Annotated in this window: 17 protein-coding genes; 2 read left to right on the top strand and 15 right to left on the bottom strand. The window is 66.5% G+C overall.

Features of this window, described 5'->3' with window-relative positions:
- Positions 1 to 5: 5 nt before the first annotated feature.
- The 3 genes from ACG0Z6_RS04255 to dgt all read right to left on the bottom strand — a co-directional run bounded on the left by ACG0Z6_RS04255 (position 6) and on the right by dgt (position 4,047).
- Positions 6 to 683 (bottom strand): DUF502 domain-containing protein, encoded by a 678-nt coding sequence (locus tag ACG0Z6_RS04255; protein WP_394458858.1) that lies wholly within the window; start codon positions 681 to 683, stop codon positions 6 to 8.
- Positions 684 to 734: 51 nt separating this feature from the next.
- On the bottom strand, positions 735 to 2,615 hold the full coding sequence (gene recQ, locus ACG0Z6_RS04250) for a DNA helicase RecQ (protein ID WP_394459970.1): 1,881 nt from the start codon (positions 2,613 to 2,615) through the stop codon (positions 735 to 737).
- A 70-nt stretch (positions 2,616 to 2,685) separates the two neighbouring features.
- A complete protein-coding gene (dgt, locus tag ACG0Z6_RS04245; RefSeq protein WP_394458857.1) occupies positions 2,686 to 4,047 on the bottom strand; it encodes a dGTP triphosphohydrolase in 1,362 nt (453 codons plus the stop codon).
- Positions 4,048 to 4,338: 291 nt separating this feature from the next.
- On the opposite strand from dgt, the gene ssb reads away from it, so the two are divergent.
- Positions 4,339 to 4,866 (top strand): single-stranded DNA-binding protein, encoded by a 528-nt coding sequence (ssb, locus tag ACG0Z6_RS04240; RefSeq protein WP_394458855.1) that lies wholly within the window; start codon positions 4,339 to 4,341, stop codon positions 4,864 to 4,866.
- A 78-nt stretch (positions 4,867 to 4,944) separates the two neighbouring features.
- Here ssb and ACG0Z6_RS04235 read toward each other — a convergent pair whose 3' ends face one another.
- The 3 genes from ACG0Z6_RS04235 to ACG0Z6_RS04225 all read right to left on the bottom strand — a co-directional run bounded on the left by ACG0Z6_RS04235 (position 4,945) and on the right by ACG0Z6_RS04225 (position 7,189).
- Positions 4,945 to 5,265, bottom strand: a complete 321-nt coding sequence (locus ACG0Z6_RS04235) for a type II toxin-antitoxin system RelE/ParE family toxin (protein WP_394458854.1) — start codon at positions 5,263 to 5,265, stop codon at positions 4,945 to 4,947.
- On the bottom strand, positions 5,262 to 5,531 hold the full coding sequence (locus tag ACG0Z6_RS04230) for a ribbon-helix-helix domain-containing protein (RefSeq protein WP_394458853.1): 270 nt from the start codon (positions 5,529 to 5,531) through the stop codon (positions 5,262 to 5,264). Before ACG0Z6_RS04230 ends, ACG0Z6_RS04235 begins: the two co-directional genes overlap by 4 nt.
- Before the next feature lie 263 nt (positions 5,532 to 5,794).
- Positions 5,795 to 7,189: a cyanophycinase gene (locus tag ACG0Z6_RS04225; RefSeq protein ID WP_394458852.1), complete on the bottom strand. Its 1,395-nt coding sequence runs from the start codon at positions 7,187 to 7,189 to the stop codon at positions 5,795 to 5,797.
- 159 nt (positions 7,190 to 7,348) lie between these two features.
- On the opposite strand from ACG0Z6_RS04225, the gene ACG0Z6_RS04220 reads away from it, so the two are divergent.
- Complete coding sequence (locus ACG0Z6_RS04220; protein WP_394458850.1) at positions 7,349 to 10,114, top strand: TonB-dependent receptor; 2,766 nt, start codon at positions 7,349 to 7,351, stop codon at positions 10,112 to 10,114.
- A 22-nt stretch (positions 10,115 to 10,136) separates the two neighbouring features.
- Here ACG0Z6_RS04220 and ACG0Z6_RS04215 read toward each other — a convergent pair whose 3' ends face one another.
- From ACG0Z6_RS04215 to tssF, 9 genes are all read right to left on the bottom strand, one after another.
- Entirely contained in the window at positions 10,137 to 10,682 is a 546-nt protein-coding gene (locus ACG0Z6_RS04215; RefSeq protein WP_394458849.1) for a GNAT family N-acetyltransferase, read from the bottom strand.
- Positions 10,683 to 10,748: 66 nt separating this feature from the next.
- A complete protein-coding gene (locus ACG0Z6_RS04210; RefSeq protein WP_394458848.1) occupies positions 10,749 to 11,315 on the bottom strand; it encodes a GNAT family N-acetyltransferase in 567 nt (188 codons plus the stop codon).
- Positions 11,316 to 11,502: 187 nt separating this feature from the next.
- Entirely contained in the window at positions 11,503 to 12,429 is a 927-nt protein-coding gene (locus tag ACG0Z6_RS04205) for a DUF5677 domain-containing protein (protein ID WP_394458847.1), read from the bottom strand.
- Between the two features lie 417 nt (positions 12,430 to 12,846).
- Positions 12,847 to 13,269 (bottom strand): GIY-YIG nuclease family protein, encoded by a 423-nt coding sequence (locus ACG0Z6_RS04200; protein WP_394458846.1) that lies wholly within the window; start codon positions 13,267 to 13,269, stop codon positions 12,847 to 12,849.
- Positions 13,270 to 14,240: 971 nt separating this feature from the next.
- Positions 14,241 to 14,714: an OsmC family protein gene (locus ACG0Z6_RS04195; protein ID WP_394458845.1), complete on the bottom strand. Its 474-nt coding sequence runs from the start codon at positions 14,712 to 14,714 to the stop codon at positions 14,241 to 14,243.
- A 32-nt stretch (positions 14,715 to 14,746) separates the two neighbouring features.
- Positions 14,747 to 15,211 carry a hypothetical protein gene (locus tag ACG0Z6_RS04190; protein WP_394458844.1) on the bottom strand — a complete coding sequence of 155 codons (465 nt, stop codon included), beginning with the start codon at positions 15,209 to 15,211 and terminating at the stop codon, positions 14,747 to 14,749.
- A gap of 130 nt (positions 15,212 to 15,341) precedes the next feature.
- The gene (gene tssA / locus ACG0Z6_RS04185; RefSeq protein ID WP_394458843.1) at positions 15,342 to 16,379 is read right to left on the bottom strand and encodes a type VI secretion system protein TssA; all 1,038 of its coding nucleotides are present in this window, start codon (positions 16,377 to 16,379) and stop codon (positions 15,342 to 15,344) included.
- Complete coding sequence (gene tssG / locus ACG0Z6_RS04180) at positions 16,376 to 17,425, bottom strand: type VI secretion system baseplate subunit TssG (RefSeq protein WP_394458842.1); 1,050 nt, start codon at positions 17,423 to 17,425, stop codon at positions 16,376 to 16,378. Before tssG ends, tssA begins: the two co-directional genes overlap by 4 nt.
- Positions 17,422 to 19,302, bottom strand: a complete 1,881-nt coding sequence (tssF, locus tag ACG0Z6_RS04175) for a type VI secretion system baseplate subunit TssF (RefSeq protein ID WP_394458841.1) — start codon at positions 19,300 to 19,302, stop codon at positions 17,422 to 17,424. The genes tssG and tssF overlap by 4 nt, the downstream gene beginning before the upstream one ends.
- Positions 19,303 to 19,519: the final 217 nt, after the last annotated feature.

Raw genomic sequence — 19,519 nt, 5'->3', positions numbered from 1 at the left:
ACCCGTCATGATAGGCCTTGTGTTGGCGGCTGGGCCGCAGCGGGCATGTGCTGGGCCGAGGTCACGCCCATGGAGACATAGATGCTGGTCAACCCGTCGATGCCCACATCCGCCGGGCTGACCCAGGCCTGGGGCACGTAAATCAGCGCGCCACCCACGGGCACGGGGGCCGTGGGCACCAGCACCGCCAGGTAGGGCTGGCCGCCCACCAGCACGGGGTCTGAGGACGAGAGCAGGCCCAGCACCGCAGCACCGCTGCTTTCGCCGCCAAAGTGCAGCCACACCGGGCTCATGGAGCGCGCGGAATTGGCGTCGCGCTGGCCCAGCAGGTTGACGAATTTTTGGATCATGTCGTAGATGCTGCGCACCACCGGGATGCGCTGCACCGTGTGCTTGAGCGCGTGCTGCAGCGCTGCCTTGAGCCGTGTCTGCACCAACAGGCCGAGGATGAAGATGGCCAGCATCACCAGCGCCAGACCCAGCAGGTATGCCACCCACTCCGAGCCCGATAGGCGCACGCCCATGGCCACCAGCAGCCCGCCCACAAAGCTGTCGGGGCCCAGCCACTGCACGGCCAGGCGCACCGCCCAGGTCAGGATGATGACCGTGGCGGCCAGCGGCAGGGCCGCCAGCAGGCCGGTCAAAAAAGTGTTGGCAATGGAGCGCAGGGAGGTTTTGATCATGGCGAGGGCGGGGCCCAGGTGGGCCGCAGAGAGCGGGTGGGGCGTGGGCTTTCAGTCGCGGCTGAGCACGCGCAGGATTTCGGCGCCGTAGGCTTCGAGCTTTTTGCTGCCCACGCCGCTGATTTGCGCCAGCTGCTCGACGCTGCTGGGGTGTTGGCGGGCCATCTCCGCCAGGGTGACGTTTTGGAAGATGACGTAGGCGGGCAGGCCGTGACTGCGCGCCACTTCGGCGCGCCAGGACTTGAGCGCCTCAAAGCGTGCGAGTGCGGCGTTGTCCAGGTCCAGCGCCTCGGCGCTGCGCGCTTGCGGGCCACGGCGGCGGCCGCGTGTGGGTTCGCTGGCATGGCGCAGGCGCAGCACCACCTCGCCCTTGAGCACGCTGCGTGCGCTGGGCTCCAGCACCAGGGTGTTGTATTCGCCCTCGCTGCGCACATGGCCCAGCGCGATGAGCTGGCGCAGCACGGCGCGCCACTGCGCTTCGCTCAGGCTGCGGCCTATGCCCCAGGTGGAGAGGCTGTCGTGCTGGTACTGGCGCACTTTGTCGCTGTCTTTGCCGCGCAGCACGTCGATGAGGTGGCCCGCACCAAAGCGCTGGCCGCTGTGCTGCTCAAAGCGGTAGATGCACGACAGCAGCATGCGCGCGGCCTCGGTGCCGTCCCAGGTGTCGGGCGGCTGGTCGCAGTTGTCGCAATGGCCGCAGGGCTGGGCCAGCTGCTCGCCAAAATAGCCCAGCAGGCGCTGGCGGCGGCAGTCGGTGGCTTCGGCCAGGGCCAGCAGGGCGTCGAGCTTGCGGCGCTGGGCTTGCTTGAAGGTGTCGCCCGCAGGGCTCTCGTCAATCATGCGGCGCTGGTTCACCACATCGGCCAGGCCGTAGGCCATCCAGGCCTGGGCGGGGGCGCCGTCGCGCCCGGCGCGGCCGGTTTCTTGGTAATAGCCTTCGATGTTTTTGGGCAGGTCCAGGTGCGCCACAAAGCGCACATCGGGTTTGTCAATGCCCATGCCAAAGGCCACCGTGGCCACCATCACCAGGCCTTCTTCGCGCAAGAAGCGGTCTTGGTGCTGCTTGCGCTGGGTCGCGTCCATGCCCGCGTGGTAGGGCAGGGCAGGGATGCCTTGGGACTGCAGCCACTGCGCGGTGTCGTCGACTTTGCGGCGGCTCTGGCAATACACCACACCGGCCGCACCCTCGTGTTCATCGCGGATGAAGCGCAGCAGCTGCTCGCGCGGGCTCGCCCCTTTTTCGACGATGGTGTAGTGGATGTTGGGCCGGTCGAAGGAGTCGACATAGACCTCGGCCTGCTGCAGCGCCAGGCGCTCGATCATGTCCTCGCGCGTGAGCGCATCGGCCGTGGCGGTCAGGGCGATGCGCGGCACCTCGGGGTAGCGCTCGTGCAGCAGCGACAGCGACAAATACTCGCTGCGGAAATCGTGCCCCCACTGGCTCACGCAATGCGCTTCGTCAATGGCAAACAGCGCCAGCTGGCCGCGTTCGTAGAGCGACTGCAGCTGCGCCAAAAAGCGCGGGGTGTTGATGCGCTCGGGCGCGGCGTAGAGCAGGGTGAGGCGGCCCGAGAGCAGCTCGCGCTCCACCTGCTGGGCCTGCTCGGTGCTGAGCGTGGAGTTCAGAAAAGCCGCATGCACGCCCGCCTCTTCCAGCGCCCCGACTTGGTCTTGCATGAGCGCGATGAGCGGGCTGACCACCACCGTCACGCCCAGGCCGCGGCGCTGGCGCACGATGGCGGGCACCTGGTAGCACAGGCTTTTGCCGCCGCCCGTGGGCATGAGCACCAGCGCGTCCCCACCGCGGCAGACCTGCGCCACCACCTCGGCCTGCAGCCCGCGAAAGCGGGGGTAGCCAAAAATGTCTTGCAGCACGCCCTCAGGCGTGGCGGCATCGAGGCGGAAACGGTCGGGCGGGAGAGACTGCAAGATGGTGGCCAAAAGCTCGGGTCAGGCGCGCATGGTACGCGCTGACGCCACCGCTCCCCCGGCCGCAGGGGCATTAACCGTAGCCGCCGAGCAAGCGCTGGTGCTGGCGCAGCAGCTGGATGTCGCCCAGCGAGGCCAGGTGGTCGGCCACCAGACGCAGGCGCTCGTGCGCGGTGGCCGCGGCCTCCATGGTTTGCAGCTGGTCGCTGGGCAGCAGGGCATAGGGGTCGGCGGCGTAGGCCTCAAACAGCTCCTGCATCACGGTGGCGCCGCGCGCCTCGGCGTTGAGCAGCCGCTCGCTGCGGTAGACATGCTGCTCCAGCAGCGCCAGCAGCTGGTTGAGCAAGTCCATGGCCTCGGGCATGAGGGTGGCGTTGTAGCGCAGCAGGGGCTCTTCCAAATCCGCCTGGGTGTGAATGTCCACCGACACCACCATGGCGTTGATGAGCGCACCAAAGCTGCGCTTGCTCACCGCGCCGAAGCTGAAGAGCTGGTCCGCCAGCTGCTGCATATCGCCCAGGCCCGTGGCGTCGCGCCAGCCCGCATCGGCGCTGATGCTGCTCCAGTGCTCGCGCCGCACTAGGCCCAGGTGCACGGCGTCTTCCAGCTCGTGCACGCCGCGTGCAATGGCCCGCGCCAACACCACCAGGCTGGCATCAAAGCTGCTGCGCCCGGCGCGCCCGTGCGCCGTGGCGCTGGGCGCCAGCGCGGGCTTGAGCAGGCGCTGGCTGTCGGCGCTGGAGGCGGGCAGCAGCGCCCAGCGCACGATTTCCTCGTCCTGGTCGTAATAGCCCCGGGGCGGGGTCCAGTCGATCTGGTCTTCCGAATCGGGGTCGTGCGCGCTCATCCAGCCGCCGCACAGCATGCGCCAGGGCGCCGGGTTGATCAGGCTGGCCAGCAACAAGCGGCGCGAGGGGTCCAGGCCAAAGCCTTCTGAATAGGGCTCGGTGCGGGCCAGCTGGCGCAGCGACTGCGCCCCCGACTCAAAGCCCCCCGCCTCGTGCAAAGCCTGGTTGAGTGCGCGCTCGCCCCCGCGCCCCAGCGGCGGCGCCCCCAGCTCGCGCGTGAAGGACGCCGCCTCCAGCAAATTCGGGTCTGGCAGCAGCGCGCGCCAGGGCTCGGCCTTGCTGTGCAGGCCTTCCAGCGCCCGCATCAGGCCGCGCGCCAGCTGCGCCGTTTCCAGTGTGAGCGTCATGCGCGTGCGCATCACCGCACCGTCGTCCAGCCCTGGCCACATCTCCTTGGCCTGCAGGTGTCGAAACACCCGCGAGTGCAGCACCCGCGCCCGCTCGCGGGCGAAAGGGTTGCGGTAGCTGCCGCGTGCGCGCGCAATCTCTGCGCCGCTGCGCCTGACCTGCCACTGCAGCAACTCGCGCAACGCCGACATGGGGTTGGGCGCGGGGGCTGCCGTGGACGGCGTGGAAACACTGCTCATCGCCATACTCCTGAGCGACATCCGGTGCACTGCGCCGGCACCTGCACACCTTAGCCAGCGCGCCGCCGCTTGCGGGCCCCCCACAGCCCGCAAGGCGCCAGGCCCCGTGCGGTGTTACCGCAAAGCGTGGCCCAGCCCGAGCGCCGTGGCCAATCCGCGCAACTGGGTATGTGCGGGGGTGCAGCCCCAGCCCCGCGCAGAAGGGGGCTTGGCATAATGGCCGCCTTTGAGCAGGCCTTTTCTCAGGCTTGCGTCCTGTGCAGCCCATCCGCGCTTGGCGCCCCACACATCATGGCCTCGGTCAACAAAGTCATCATCATCGGCAACCTGGGGCGCGACCCCGAACTGCGCTACACCCCCAGCGGTGCGGCCGTGTGCAATGTGTCGGTGGCCACCACCCGCAACTGGAAGAGCCGCGAAGGCGGCGAGCGCCAAGAAGAAACCGAATGGCACCGCGTGGTGTTTTACGACCGTTTGGCTGAAATTGCAGGCGAATACCTGAAAAAAGGCCGCCCCGTCTACGTTGAAGGCCGCCTCAAAACCCGCAAGTGGCAAGACAAAGAAGGCCGCGACCAATACACCACTGAAATCATTGCCGAGCAAATGCAGCTGCTGGGCGGCCGCGACGGCGGCGGCGATGAAGGCGGTGGCGGCGGCTACAGCCGCGGCCGCGGTGGCGACACCGGCAACGGCGGCGACGACTTCGGCAACGCCCCCGCCCCCCGCAGCGCCCCCCGCGCCGCGCCCGCTCCTCGCCAAGCTCCCGCCCCCAAACCGGCGACGAGCTTTGACGATATGGATGACGATATCCCGTTCTGACCCATCCCCTTGCGCGGCCTGAGTGCCGCGACAGGTTGAACAAAAGCCCCAGGTGCGATGAGCGCTGGGGCTTTTTGTCTAGAAGTGATCCGTGTCATCGTCGCGCAAGACGGCTTCGTAGTCTTGCCCGCCGTAAAAGACGCCAATGATCGAGACGACGCCAGCATCCACATCGAAGGCGATGACCGCCCGCTTCTTGTAGTGGGTGATGCGCAGGCCTGGTCGCACATCATTGCGTGGCGTGCCACGCAGGGGGAATGTGCAAAGGCTTTCGCAGTAACTCACGATGGCCTCGGCATATTGCGCCGCGACGTCAGGCGACGCAGCCTGTGCGATATAGCGGTAGAGCTCCGCCATTTGATCCAGAGCTTCCGGGCTGAAGACAACTTGGTATTTCATCGAGCCTTGGCGTGCTCGGCAGCCAAGCGGGCGCGTACTTGCTCAGCGGTGACCGCGCGCGATGGGTCCGCCTTCAGCGCGTCATATGCTGGGCCAACCTGGCTGAGCAGCCAGCCTTCTACGGCGCGATCCCGCGCCATCAGCGCTCGCAGACCGTCACGAATCACTTCGCTTTCGCTGGCGTATTCGCCGCTGCGCACTTTGGACTTCACCACGTCCGCCATGTCATTGGGCAGCGTGATGCTCATTTGCTGGGTGGTTCGCATGGTGAAATCCTTCTCAATGGATAGGATTAAATCCTACTTCTCGAAGATTCACCTGTCGAGACCGGAGTTCTCACGGCGGTGGAATCAGGATTTCTGTTCCAAGTGTCCTTCGACGATGAGAACAGCCGCAGCTGGGAGGACGCTCGCCACTACGGTTTCATCAGCGCAGGAGGCTGTGGCAGGCCTTGGTCAGCCGCGGGAGCTGCGGGCGAGGGGCCGAGTTCTGCGCCGCCACCGCAGGGTGGGTGGGGCTGAGGGGCTGCTCAGGGGCTGTTTGGTGTGGCCGGTGGGGCCACGCCGCCGCGGCTGCCTGCCGCGGGCGGGTCCTGCGGGCTGGGCACCCAGCGCGTGAACAGCGGCGCGGCCAGGCGCATGGGCACGATGTCCAGGTAGACGTTGAGCACGGTGTAGTCCTCGGGGCCTTGCTCGTCGGTGCTCCAGGCCACCGAGCCGGGGCCTTTGTAGAGGCGCAGCGCAAAGGCCAAGTCGGCCAGGGCTGCGCCGGGCTGGGGCTCGCCCTCAAAGGCCATGCCGCGCACTTCGTCAAACACGCTGTCCAGCAAATAGGCCATGGCGTTGCTGATGGCTGAGTCGCCCAGCATGTCTTGGTAGAAGATGGGTTCGGTGTAGTAGGGCTTGTAGCCGGGTTGGCCGGGCAGCAGCTTGTCGCCGCGCAGTTTCAGCGCCGAGGGCGTGGCGGTGCGGCTGGCGAGGTGGTAGCGGTCGCCGTGGTCCAGGTAGCTCAGGCGCGCGCCTTGCACATTGAGCACGCCCAGCGCCGGGTCGCTGTGGCTTTGGCTCAGGTCCACCAGCAGCGCGCCTTTGCCGCCTATGACTTCCACCTCGCCGCCGTGCACGATGGCCGCGGAGTTCTCCTCCACGCCGAGGCCCAGGGTGTAGCCCTTGGCCAGCATGAGCGGGATCATGCGCCCGAAGCGCCCGCGCTTGAGAAAGTGCTGGTCAATCAGCAGCTCGGGGCCGACAAAGCCCAGCCCGCGGTCGATTTGCTTGCCCTCGGTCCAGCGCCCTTTCATGATGCTGATGACGCTGGGCGCGTCGCGGAACATCACCGTGCTCATCACCGCCGCACCGGCCGATGTGCCCGCCACCACGCCGCCTTTGCGGTAGACCTCCCAGATGGCTTCGAGCATGGGCGTGCTTTGCCCGCCGGGCTGCAGCACGTCGACGATGCGCTCTTGCGAGCCGCCGGTGAAGAACACGCCGCGCGCGCGGCTGACTTTGGCAATCAAGGCCGGGTCGCGCACCACCTTGTGCAGGTCCACCCAGCCCAGCTTGGGCGCCACGGGCAGGGCCTCGGCCACGGCGCCGCGGCGCTGCAGCTGCTCGATGACCTGGCGCGCGCTGGATTCGGGGTCTTCGCTGGCGGTGCCAAACACCACAAAGCGCGCGCCCTTGCCCCCGGCCAGCTGCACCAGGCGGCTCCAGACTTCGTCGTTGTCGGCCTTGAGCGCGCCGCCGATGGGCATGGCGTAGCCCTTGATGGCATGGGCGTCTGTGGTGGCCTTGGGTGCTGGTGCTGGCGGCTGCAGCGGTGGGGCCACGGGGGCCGCAGCGGCCAGCCCCATGAGCGTGGCGGCGCACAAACCCAGGGCGGCGTGCCGCAGCCTGCCAAGAAATGCTGTTGTCAACGCCGTCATGATGTCCCGCGTTCAGTGCTGTTCGAGTTATGGCTTTACCGGCCGCGATCATGATGGCACCGGCCCTCCTTGAGGGCCAGCCCCCTTTGTTTGGGGGTGGTGGTGCGCGCTGGCTTGCGCATCATGGGGCGGGCTTGCCTGTCTGAGGGAGACACAAGAATGACGCAGAAGCAATGTTGGACCTGGACGCCCGTGGCATGGGCTTTGTGGGCCCTGGCGCAGAGCGCTGTTGCACAAACCAGCCCCGGCGCCACGCCCGTGGTGGGGCAGCGCCTGGAGCGCGTGGAAGTCACCGGCACGGCCATCAAGCGCCTGGCCGATGAAAGCGCGCTGCCGGTGCAGGTGCTCTCGCGCGAAGACATTGCCAAGGCCGGGGCCACCACGGCGGCAGACATCGTGGCGCTGCTGTCGGCCGGGGCCAAGGGCCTGAACGACGGCGCCAGCATTGCCAACGGCGGTGCGCGCGACCAAATGGGCCTCAACGCCGCCAACCTGCGCGGCCTGGGTAGCAGCTCCACGCTGGTGCTGCTCAATGGCCGGCGCCTGGCCAACTTCGCCGCCCCCGGCGACGAGGCCGCGGTGGACCTCAACAACATCCCGGCCGCGGCCGTGCAGCGCGTGGAAGTGCTGCTGGACGGCGCCTCGGCGCTGTACGGCTCAGACGCCATCGGCGGGGTCATCAACTTCATCACGCGCCAGGACTACCAGGGCCTGGAGCTGGACGCCTATGCCTACCGCACGCAAGAGGGCGGCGCGGGGCGGCGCACGCTCTCGCTGGCCGGTGGCGCGGGCGATTTGGGGCGCGACCGCTTCAACCTCTTCGGTGTGCTGGACCTGCAGCAAAACGACGCGCTCAGCACCGCGCAGCGGCGCTTCATCAGCGATTTGCGCATTCCCGAGCGGCTGCCGCACCTGCTGAGCTCGGCCACCTTTCCCGGCAACATCCGCCTGACGCGCGACCAGCGCGACTACCTGCAGGCGCAGGGCTTTGCCGTCACCGGCCAGACCATTGCCGGGCGCACCATCAACCTCGCCGCGCCCCAGTGCCAGGCGCCGCACAGCCTCTACCTGCCCGACGGCATCGGCGGCGTGGACGCCTGCACCTACGACTACATGCGCGATGTGGAGCTCTACCCCGAGAGCCGCAAATACAGCGGCCTGCTGCGCGCGGTGGCGCAGCTCACGCCCGAACACCAGCTCTTTGCCGAGTTCAGCCACGCCCAGGCGCGCACGGCCTATGTCAGCACCAGCAACCGCGTCGATGCCGATGTGCCCATCGCCCTCATCCCGCGGCTGGCCGCCACCGGGCTGGACCAGGGCGACCCCGAGGCCACCGTGGTGGTGCGCACGCGGCTGCTGGAGGCCGGGCGGCGCCACAGCGAGCTGAGCTCCAGCGGCCAGCGCCTGGTGCTGGGCGCGCGCGGCAGCTTTGCGGGCTGGGACTACGACAGCGCCATCAACCACAGCCGCAACCGCGTGGACGAGCGCGACGGCGCGGGCTACCTGCTCTACGACCAGGTCATGGCCGGCTTCTTGAACGGCACGCTCAACCCCTTTGGCCCCAACAGCGACGCGGGCCGCGCCCTGCTGGCCCAGGCCCAGGTGAACAACAACGTGCGCCAGGCCCGCGGCACGCTCAGCAGCGTGGACGCCAAATTCAGCCGCGCCCTGACCCAGCTCGCCGGGGGGGACCTGATGCTGGCGCTGGGCGCGGAGCTGCGCCGCGAGAGCACACGCTCCTGGGCCTCAGACCTGCTGCTGTCGGACAACATCCTGGGCGACAGCACGCCCGGCGACGCCCAGACCACCCAGTACAGCCGCCGCGCCTGGGCGCTGTGGAGCGAGCTCTCCGCACCGCTGACGCGCGAGCTGGAGCTGGGCCTGGCCCTGCGCCACGACCGCTACCAAGACGTGGGCAGCAGCAGCACGCCCAAGCTCAGCCTGCGCTGGCAGCCCAGCCGTGCGCTGCTGCTGCGCGGCGCGGTGGGCACGGGCTTTCGCGCCCCCACCGTCAACGACCTGCACCGCCCCGTGCGCGTGAGCACCACCGCCACGCTGGCCGACCCGGTCTACTGCGCCGAGAACGACAACGACCTGGGCGTGTGCGCCGACAACTGGGAAACCCGCACCTACGCCAACCCCAAGCTCAAGCCCGAGCGCTCCGTGCAGGGCTCGCTGGGCCTGGTGTTTGAGGCCGGGCGGCACTTCAGCGGCAGCCTGGACTACTGGGCCATCACCAAGCGCGACCTCATCAGCACCCTGGGCGACGACGTCATCCTCGCCAACCTCGCCAAATACGAACCGCTGGTGCACCGCTACAGCGAAAACGAAGGCCTGGCGGGCTGCGACTACGACGCCACGGACAACTCCATCTGCTTCATCGAGCTGCGCAAGGAAAACCGCGGCCGCCACAAAGCCTCGGGCCTGGACCTGGCGCTGCAGCTGCGCGAACTCAGCACCGGCGCGGGCCAATTCGGCCTGAGCCTGCAGAGCACCTACATGCTGCGCTCCGAGCGCCAAACCGGCAACGGCGACCCCTACATCAGCAACCTGGGCCGCTTCGTGACCGACGGCGCCGTGCAACGCTGGCGCCACCGCCTGAGCCTGGACTGGCACTGGCAGCAATGGAGTGCCGCGCTGAGCAACCAATACATCAGCGGCTACGAAGACCAGAACAACGCCATCGACACCAACAGCGGCAGCGTGGTGGCGCGCAACCGCGTGCGCGCCTACTCGCTGTGGGACCTGAGCGCCGCCGTGGCCCTCAGCCCCGCACTGACCCTGCGCGCGGGCGTGAAAAACCTGGCCAACACCGCGCCGCCCTTCTCCAACCAGGCCTACCACTTCATCTCGGGCTACAACCCCGCCGACAGCGACCCGCGCGGCCGCGCCTTCACGCTCAACCTGCAGTACCGGGTGAAGTGAGGCGCGCAGCTGCAGGCGCGCACTACCGCGCCTGCAGCTCCTTGGCCAGCACGCGGTTCTCATGCGCCTGGCCGTCGATGATGAAGTGCGTGAGGCCGTGGTCGGTGTAGCCGCGCCGGGCGTAGAAGGCGCGTGCGCGCTGGTTGTGAACCCAGGGCGTGAGCCACAGCACCGTGCTGCCCGCTTGGGCAGCAGCCCGCTCGGCTTCGGCCAGCAAGGCCGTGCCCAGCTTGGCGCCGGTGAAGGGCTCTTGCACATAGAGGCGCAGCAGCTCGGCCTGCGTGCCTGCGGGCACCAGCGCTTGCGGCGTGTTGAGGGTGACCTGCCCAAACCCCAGCAACAGGCCCTGGCGCTCAGCCACCACCAGGCGCTGCTGCGGGTCGGCCAGCGCCTGCGCGTAGCTGGCCTCGGTGTAAGTCTCCAGCACATGGCGCGCAATAGAGGCGTTGATGCCCTCTTTGCAATAGGTGTCCAAAAACACCTGCATGGCCAGCACAGAAAGGGGCAGCGCGTCCGCCGCACAGCCCGCGCGCAGCAGCAGGCCGTCGAGTGGGGGTGTTGTGTTCATGGGGGCGCAGCATAAGCGCGCCACGGCAGGGCCTGGTGAAGCGTGTTGTCCGGGCAAACCAGGAAATCAGCCCCCGCGCGCCGCTGCCTGCCAATCGCGCCGCAGCAGGCCGTAGAACTCGGTGTCCGAGACTTCGCCGCCCACCAACCAGCGTTCAGGCATATAGCCTTCCTTGGCGAACCCGAGCCGTGCGAGGGCCTTGGCCGAGCGTGTGTTGCGGGGGTCGATATCGGCTTCAATGCGGTTGAGGTTCAGGCTTTCAAAGCCATAGCCCAGCAGCGCCTGCAATGCTTCCACCGCGTAGCCGCAACCCCAGGCATGGCGCGCAAGGCTGTAGCCCATCTCGGCTCGGCGGGAACTGGGAACCATGCCGAAGATGGCGCACTGCCCGATGAGCTCACCATCGGCCTGCCTCACCATGCCCAAGCGCAAATGCTGCCCGCTTGCGAGCCCCTGCAAGTCGCTTTCGATGAAGGCCTGCGCTTGCTCCATCGAAGTCCACGGCGGTGAACTCCAGTACCGCATGACTTCCGCGTCCGAGAAGATCGCAAACACCGCAGCGGCGTCTGACGCTGCGAGCGGCCGCAGCACCAGACGGCTGGTGTGAAGGGGAAGGCCGGGAAAGCTTGGCATGAGGCGCAAGGGAAGTGGCTGCCGATTCTGACCGCAGTCGAGCTGCGCCTGCGGCGCAAGTCTGCCCGCCCACAACGCAAAACGCGGTGGCCGCCACAAGAGCAGTCACCGCGTCAGCGGTTTAGTTCAACGTTTGAGCTAACCGGACCGTTGCGGTATGCGGCAATGGTTCCGGTTGAGTGAATGGTTAGAACTCATACTTTAGCGGCTGTACATTCTGAAAAGGTTCTCTCCAGTCCTCAATATATTTCCGCTGAAATGCAGGTAGTTCGCCGGGCCTGTAATTCTGCAAGACGTGCTTGTATGTGCCAACAGCCACACAGACTATGAAGTTCAGCAATAGATTAATCGATTCAAGGTGTCTAATTGGCTTAAACCTTACCTGTCCATTCGCGAAGCGAACATGATCTTTGTACGTGCCAGAGTGAGTTACCTGCGAGCCCTTCGAATAGAAGGCCTCGTACTCCGCCAATCGACCAACCTGTTCAGCGATCTGGCGAATTGATTTGACTCCCTCAAGTTCATACCACTCTGGATCGCGCTTTCTTCGGCCTCGCAGCCTGTCGAACTCCAAATCAATAGCTATCAGATCCGGTTGCGCCAATACCCGGTTCACTTCTATTAGGTGTGTCGCGGCGTCGTCGGATAGATTTGGATGATTTGCGTGGACATCAACGCCTATGCTTTTCGAAATCGCTGCAAATGCAGCCTGCTCTGTCGTGCCAGGGGTGACTCTTGCAATCCAAAATCGCTCGTCGCGAAAGTTTCCAACAATGTAGCAGGTAGCCTTTCTTTCACTGTTACTAAACAGGATCCAGTCCAGATAGACGGAAGCTTCCCACGCCGCACGCGCGGGTAGAAATGCCGCGTGACTTGCGCCTGCCTCAAGTAGAACTTGAGTTGCGTCAACCATGGCAACGACTTGTTTCAACAGGACGCCACAAACTACAATTTCAGCCATCTTCTTTGGGCTGGAGTCATACGCCCTGATTACCAGGTTTGATCCATAGTTTGCAAGATCAGCGAGTAGTGCCGATTGCTTTGCAAAGTGCTTGACCGCCAGCTCGCTGGACTCCTGTCTGTTGAGGATTGCTGAGTGTGGGAGTTCTTGCATTTATGAGTTCTAACGACGCTGGGCAATAACCCGATTTCCGGGTGCTGCGCAGTGACGGTTGAGTGGTGAGGAGGATTGATTCTTCATCGCGAAACCGGGCTGACTGATCCGGGTCAATGGCCCCATTCTGATCGAAGTCTCAAGCTTGCCAACGTGACCTGCGAGGGGCGGCACATGTCCCCCTGTTTCACGTCCCGTCACCCCGCTTGGCGTGACCTGCCCCTCCCACCCCTGCCACGGCGGTGGGTTTTGAAGGGGAAGCCAATGAAGAAATGGCCCGCATTGCGGGCCATCAGGGATTAGTTTGGCTTGACGTGTGGTGAGGTCCTTGTAGTTTGGTTAACCGGCGAAAAACATTTGGGCACAATGAAGTCGAGCCCACATTTTTGGAGTCCGGTTGAACGCCCTGTTAGATTTTTACGTGCACTGAACAGTGAAGTTTGTTTTCAGCAACTCTGTTTTTCCAGTAATGGAAATGGCTGTTTCGTCGTGCGGGAAGGCCTCGGTGTACTCGGTGTTTGCAGGAGGCCTATGCTTGAAAAGCATCGCCGCTTCACAACGAACACGACTGTCCGGTGGTGCCGGAGCAAAACTAAAGCAAAGTACTTCACCCTGCTTCACATGCGTTTTCCAATCACCCAGTTTCTCGTGATTGGCGAGCCGGGATTTAACATTGCCAGATTCACCGATATAAATGAGCTTTTTAAGCGAAACTGTTTTCTCGGCTTGATTGTGAACGCAGCTAAAAACACAATAAATTCCAGACTTGTCAGGAATTCTCCCCATTGCGGGTTCTCTCCAGTAGCCATCGAAATCAAGCGTATAAGTTTGTTTTGCCATTTTTGCTTCCTTGTGTGGGTTGGTTGGTGAAAAATCTAACGTGATATGGGGCGACAGGCACTGCGCCCTAACGTCGGCGCGTGCTGCATAAATTCGGGCGCTGGCGTGCGACTAAATGCATGATGCAAAACGCTCCCCTGGGTTTTCTGCACGTTCATACAGCACTAAATCTGCCTGCAAATCCGGCAGCTTGTTACATCAACCAGGGTTCCCGCGGGCGCGCGGGTGCGTGTTTCCAAGCGGCGGGGGGCAAGTGGTGCGGCGCCAATTGGCTTGGCGCTACGCCCGGCCAAAGAGGCGTTGGCTGCCAATGGGCGGCGTATCAGGCGCTGACTGCATGGGGTCGCCTTTAAAGGGTTTTCCCCAGGATAGGCGGCCCCGCTCGTGGTTTCAAACAAGCAAATTCAGCCGCTGCTCAGGGGCTGCTGACCGCCCTCTTGAGGGCTCCGTCGCTTCTCGCCATCCACCCCAAGCAGCGCAGCGCTTGCTCGCGGCGGGTGCCGTACTTGCAGGGGCAGGCCAATGACTTTGCTCAAGTTTTGCAAACCCGGCTGGCCAAGGCGAAACCAAGGCTGCCGCTAGCAACCCGCTTTGGAAAGCACTGCTGCGGGCAGTGAACGGGTTGGGATCCAACCTTGCTTCCCGCCGCGTTGGCCTACGGCCGTTGCATGGGCACGGCAATCAACGGGTTCCAGCATTTCAAGTTCGCTGGCCGTGGGTAGTGCAATAGGAACGGCTCCGAAGTTGCCTTGGCCGACAGCGACGGCTTCGGCTTTGCTGCCGTAGATGGGGTAGCTGTCTGTATACAAAACATCTCCGGAAGTCCCGAAGACCTGACACGCCGAGAGCAGCAGCGTGGCGATTGCGGCTGTTGCGGTTTTCAATCGATGGATGCTGAGTGCTGGCATGGGGTACTAGACCTCAGGAATGGCGTTTGCCTGCCGCTGCTGCTCAACCCGCCAAGCGCGCGTTCACGCCAGCCCCTGTGCCTCGATGCGCAGCTCGGATTTGACGGAGTTGGCGATGAAGCAGGCTTGGTGGGCGCGGTGGTGCAGGGCTTGGATGTCTTGGGGGGTGGGTTGGCGCGGGCCGCTGAAGTTCACCAGGGGGCGCAGGGTGACGAGGCTGACGACGAGTTGGCCTTGGGCGTTGCGGCCCATCTGGCCTTGGGCGGCGTCGTGGTAGCGCTCGACCACCCAGCCGGCTTCGGCGGCCAGGGAGAGAAACCACAGCATGTGGCAGCTGGAGAGCGAGGCCACGAAGGCTTCTTCGGGGTCGACGGCGGCGTCGGCCGAGTAGGGGCGTGGCACCACGTGGGGGGAGGAGGAGGCGGGCACTTGCACGCCGCCGTCAAAGCGCCACAGGTGCTGGCGGCTGTAGCGTTGGTCGACAAAGGGTTCGTGGGCCTGGCGCTGCCAGAGGATGTCGGCGGTGTGGGTGGACATGGCGCGTGCGGGCAGTGGCAACGCGCCGCAGCTTAGCGTGTGGCGGCTGAGGCCGCGGCTGCGGCCACGGCGGGGGTGTTGGCGGCGGCGTATTCGGCGCGGCGCATGGCGGCTTGCACTTCGGGGCAGCCTTGCAGGGTGTCCAGCGCCACGGGCACGGGGCCCCGCCAGGCGCGGCCTTCCAGCGGGCCGCCGTACTCCAGCAGCCAGGCTTGCTGAAGGGCAGCGTCGACCACGGCAATCAGCTGCTGTTGCAGGGGTGTTTCGGTGGTGTTGGGGTCTTGCAGGGCCAGGCGTGCCACCCAGCTGCCGGGGGTGCGGCTGAGGCTGGGGGGGCCGGGCACTTCCACGGCGGCTTGCAGGCGGGCCAGCAGGGCCGGGCGCTCGCAGGCCGGTGCGGTGGGGGTGGCGCTGGGTTCGTGGGCCCAGCTGCCGCCATAGGCCGCCAGCAGCACAACACCGAGCAGGGCTGTTCGTGCCCGATTTCGCCTTGCCATACCCAAACCCATACACCGCTCCCGTCGCTTAACCATTGATCGACTCACTGTACTGAGCCTAGCGGGGCCTGCTGGTGCAACAACTCAGTGAAAGCGTGCAGAGTTGCGGCGGCCCCACCTGGCTTGGGGATCAGTCTTGGTCCCATTGCGACAACAGGTCGGGCGGAATGGCGTGGGCGATTTCGGAAAAGCGCTTGCCCCACATGCGTTCGGCTTGCTTGAGCAGCACGGCCACGGGGCTGGAGGGTTCGTGTTCCTCAATCCACTGGCGCGCAGCGCGCAGCGCCAGGCGCACCTGCTCGCGCTGTGCGTTGACCGAGGTGGCGTGGGTGGGCGGCAGGGCTTGCAGGGTTTGGGGGGGCATGGGGTCGGGTGCGGGGGCGGGCGGCGCAGCGGTGCTGCTGCGCGGAGCGGCCACGACGGCGGCTGGGGGCTCCAGGCTTTGCAGCAGCTGGGTCAGGGGCTGGAGGTTGGGGGCGTCGCTGCCGAGCTGGCGCTGGCAGAGGGTTTGCAGCTCGGCCACGGCCAGGGCGCAGGCTTGCAGGGTGAGCAGGGTGCTGTCGCGCTTGTCGTGCAGGTGGCGCAGTTGCTGGCGCACGGCTTCGGGTGAGGGCGCATCGGCGGCGCGGGTTTTGGCCAGGGCGCGTTCGATGTCGCGCAGCGTCAGGCGCAGGCCGCTGCCGCTGGCGACTTCGAGCTGGCGCAGGTCGCCCAGCAGGCCTTCGGGGTCGGCCAGGCCGGCCAGCACATTGGCGCGCACGGCGGGGTCGCGCTCGCCGTCGATGAAGAGCTGGGGGTGCACGTCGTCGGGCCAGTGCTGCAGCAGCGCCACCATCCACTGCAGGCCTTCGAGCAGGCCGGGCGCGCCCGCGCGCAGGGTGCGGCTGCGCGTGAACCACAGCAGCACTTGCAGGTCGCGCGAGCGCTGCAGCAGGGCCAGGGCCTCGCGTTCAATCTCGCCCCAGTCGGGGCCGCTGGCGGCCTGGATGAACTGGCCGTACTGCACCTCGGCGCGCGGGCGCAGGCGGCTTTGCAGCACGGCAAAGTCGTGGTCGTATTCCAGCGAGGGCCCGCAGGGTGCGTGGTCCTGGATGGGGTGCCAGTGGCTTTCGGGGATTTTGGGCAGGGACGGGCGTTCGCCCGACAGCCAGGAGGGCAGTTTGATCATGGCGAACTCGGCGCGTGGGCGGGGGGCAGGCTGTGCTCGGGCTCGAACACCATGCCGCTGATGGGGGCGCTGTGGGCGGCGTCGGGCGTGCCCATCCAGGTGGACCAGCCCAGCTGCTGGGCGTCGCCCAGGTGGCAGGGCGGCGCGCTGTGGCGGTGCACCAGCAGCTCCACCTCCCAGGCGTATTCAAAGCCGATGAAGGCGCGCACCAGCTCCACCAGCGCGGGCAGGTCGCGCGCGCCGCGGTGGCCTTCGGGCGTGAAGCGCAGGTACTGCTCCAAGGTCAGCGGCCCCAGCACCAGGCGAAAGCGCGATTGCCGGTCTGGGATGGCCTCGCCCGCCACGGCGCCCTGGCCCATCACCGAGGCGGGGCCGGGGCTGCCCATATGGCTTTCGTCCTCGGGGGCCAGGCGCATCCACTGCAGGCAGTGTTCTTGCAGCTTGACGCTGATGCCAAAGAACTGCGCCACCGCAGCGGCCAAGCCATCGGGGTTGCGGGCCTGGCGCACGCGGTGCGCCGTGGTGGCCCAGCGGGCGTGGGTGGGCAGGGCCAGGCCTTGCGCCAGCTCGGGCTCGTCGCCGCACAGGCGCGCCACGTAGTTGCTGAAGCTCTCTTCGCTGGCCCGGTCCAGCCCCGCAGCGGCCTGGCTTTGCGCCCAGGCGCGGTAGAAGTGGCTCAGCGCGCGGTGGTGAAAGAGGTCCAGAAAGTGGTTGAGCGTGTGGTCGCGCTTGGTGTCCACGCGCTCGCGCACCTGGTCGGTCATGTGCAGCGGCAGCGGCCCTTGCGGGCCCAGCATGCCCAGGCCGTAGAGCGTGAGCATGAGCTTGCCCGCCTGCTCTTGCAGCGCGGCGATTTCGCGCGGCGCAAAGCTCAGGCTGGCGGTCTGGCCGATGCGAAAGGCCTCGGCGCTGGGGCGCAGCGCCTCGCCCACGCCGGGCAGGTCGCTGCGCAGCGCGGCAACGCGGCGCAGCAGCGGCAAAAAGGCCTGGGCCCAGGGCGCTTGCTCGGCACTGGGGGGCAGGGTGGCGCGGGGCAGCGCGCTCATGCCATGCCCCGGTTGCCCATGCGCGGCACCCAGCTGCCCACCAGCCCGCGCTGCACGGTGCTGAGCTGGGTCTGGCTGAAGATGTTGATGGCCACATGGCGCGCGAAGTAGTGCTCCAGCACCAGGCCCAGCAGGTAGGGGCTGGTGCCGCTGAAGCAGCTCTCGTCCACGCTGAGCGTGATTTCCACGCCGCGCCCGTACACCAGCGGGCCGTTGCCGGGCAGGCGCCGCGTGACGGGGGTGCAGGCGCTGCTGATGAGGCCGCTGACCTGGCGCTCGGCCTCGGGGTTGTCGGTGCCGACAAAGAGCCGGAGCATGTCGCGCAGGCCTTGCGCGCCTTCCTGCGCGGAGAGCTCGGTCAGCGGCAGGTGGTTGAAGCTCAGTTGGCGAATCAGCCGCCAGGCCGTCTCGCCCTGGGCGTAGGGTGCGCGCGGCGGCGAGGGCGGGCGGATCAGGCCCACGCCGCTGACCGGCACGGAGTCGGCCAGGCGCAGGTCGTCCTGGCCGTTGCGCGGCACCAGGCGTGGCAGGTCGCGGTTGGTGAGCAGGGCCTGCACGCTGAGGTAGCGCAAGTCGTCGGCAAAGGGCGCTTCGTGCTGGTCCACCAGGCTGACAAAAACCTCGGTGCCCACATAGGGCGTGCGCGAGCCGTACTGGCGCGAGCTGCTCGAGGGCAGGCGCGGCTCGCGCCGCAGCGTGTAGTAGCGGCCGTGGTTGCCTTCGTCCTGGTTCAGGGTTTGGTAGAGCGGGCGGAACTGCACGGGCTCGGTGGTCTGGGCGCGCTGGCCTTGCAGGCGCTGCAGGGCAAACACCTCGTAGTCCATGGGCCGCGTGCGGTCGGGCACGACGTGGAACTCGGTCTGGTCCTCGTGCAGCTCAATGCGGTCGGTGCGCGCCGAGAACAGGTTCACCACCGGCGTGCAGTGCAGGGCGAACTGGCGCTCATCCACCACCGCGCTCAGCGCCGCGGTGGAGCGGTTCAGCAGCACGATGATTTCGGCCTCGTCGCCCTCGATGCGCGACAGCGCCGCGGCCAGCTGCTGCAGCTTGAAGAAGTAAAAGCGCGAGGGGCAGACAAAGTACTCGTGCAGCAGGTTGTGGCCGTGCCAGACATTCCAGGGCAGGGGCAGCAGGCTTTGCTCGGGGGCCAGGCCTTCGAGGGCCAGCGCGCCTTGCAGCACCAGCTGCGCGCGCGCACCCATCTGCCCGGCCGGGGCGATGAGGCTGGCCGTGGCCCCGGCGTGCAGCAGCTCAAACAGGTGCGAGGCCAGGCGCTCCTCGCCGCAGAGGTAGATGGGCAGGGTGTCCAGCCCCTGCAGCTCAGAGAACTTCAGCCCGCCGCGTGTGCGCAGGCGCAGGCGCAGCGAGCCCTTGACCTGCATGCCCGCGGGCAGCATGCGGCTGAGGCCGGGCACGTCCGGCGGCACGCCGCCGAGCTTGGCCGAGGCAATCTCCAGCGGCCACAGCGTCACATCCTGGCCGGTGCGGAACTCGCAGGCGGTGCTGGCACCGTCTGGCACTTTGCTGAACAGCGCCGTGCCGCGCGGCACGGCAAAGCCCTTGCTGAAATCGCCCAGCTTGGGGTCAGGGAAGAACTGCGCCACCGACATCGAGGGCGTGGGGCTGAGGTAGTTGGGGTAGAGCACCTCCAGCAGCCGCTCGGAAAAGCGCGGGAACTCGGCGTCGAGCTTGATGCGCATGCGCGCGGACATGAAGCAAAACGCCTCGATCAGCCGCTCCACATAGGGGTCGGCCACCTCGTTGCCATGCATGCCCAAACGCCGCGCCACCTTGGGGTGCTGGGCGGCGAACTCAGACGCGCTCTCGCGCATAAAACTGAGTTCTTCGTTGAAATAACTGAGCAACTGCGGATGCACACGCCCTCCTGGAAATCAAGCAGCTGGGTTTGACGGCGCGGTTTTGAGTTGGCGCTTCTTGTCAAGATCTCTTTGATTCTGAAGGCTTACTCGGGCTGAGGTCTATCGCCCAAAAGATTGGGACTGAGATCGTTTGCAAATTGGCCCCACGTGTTTGCGGGGTGTCTGTCCCTTGCGCAAGCTCCCCTGAATAAGTGGGTGGGTGAAGAGGAATTGC

The organism is Roseateles rivi (genome assembly GCF_043555845.1).
Lineage (GTDB): Bacteria > Pseudomonadota > Gammaproteobacteria > Burkholderiales > Burkholderiaceae_C > Roseateles > Roseateles rivi.
This window is presented reverse-complemented; position numbering and strand designations above follow the sequence as displayed.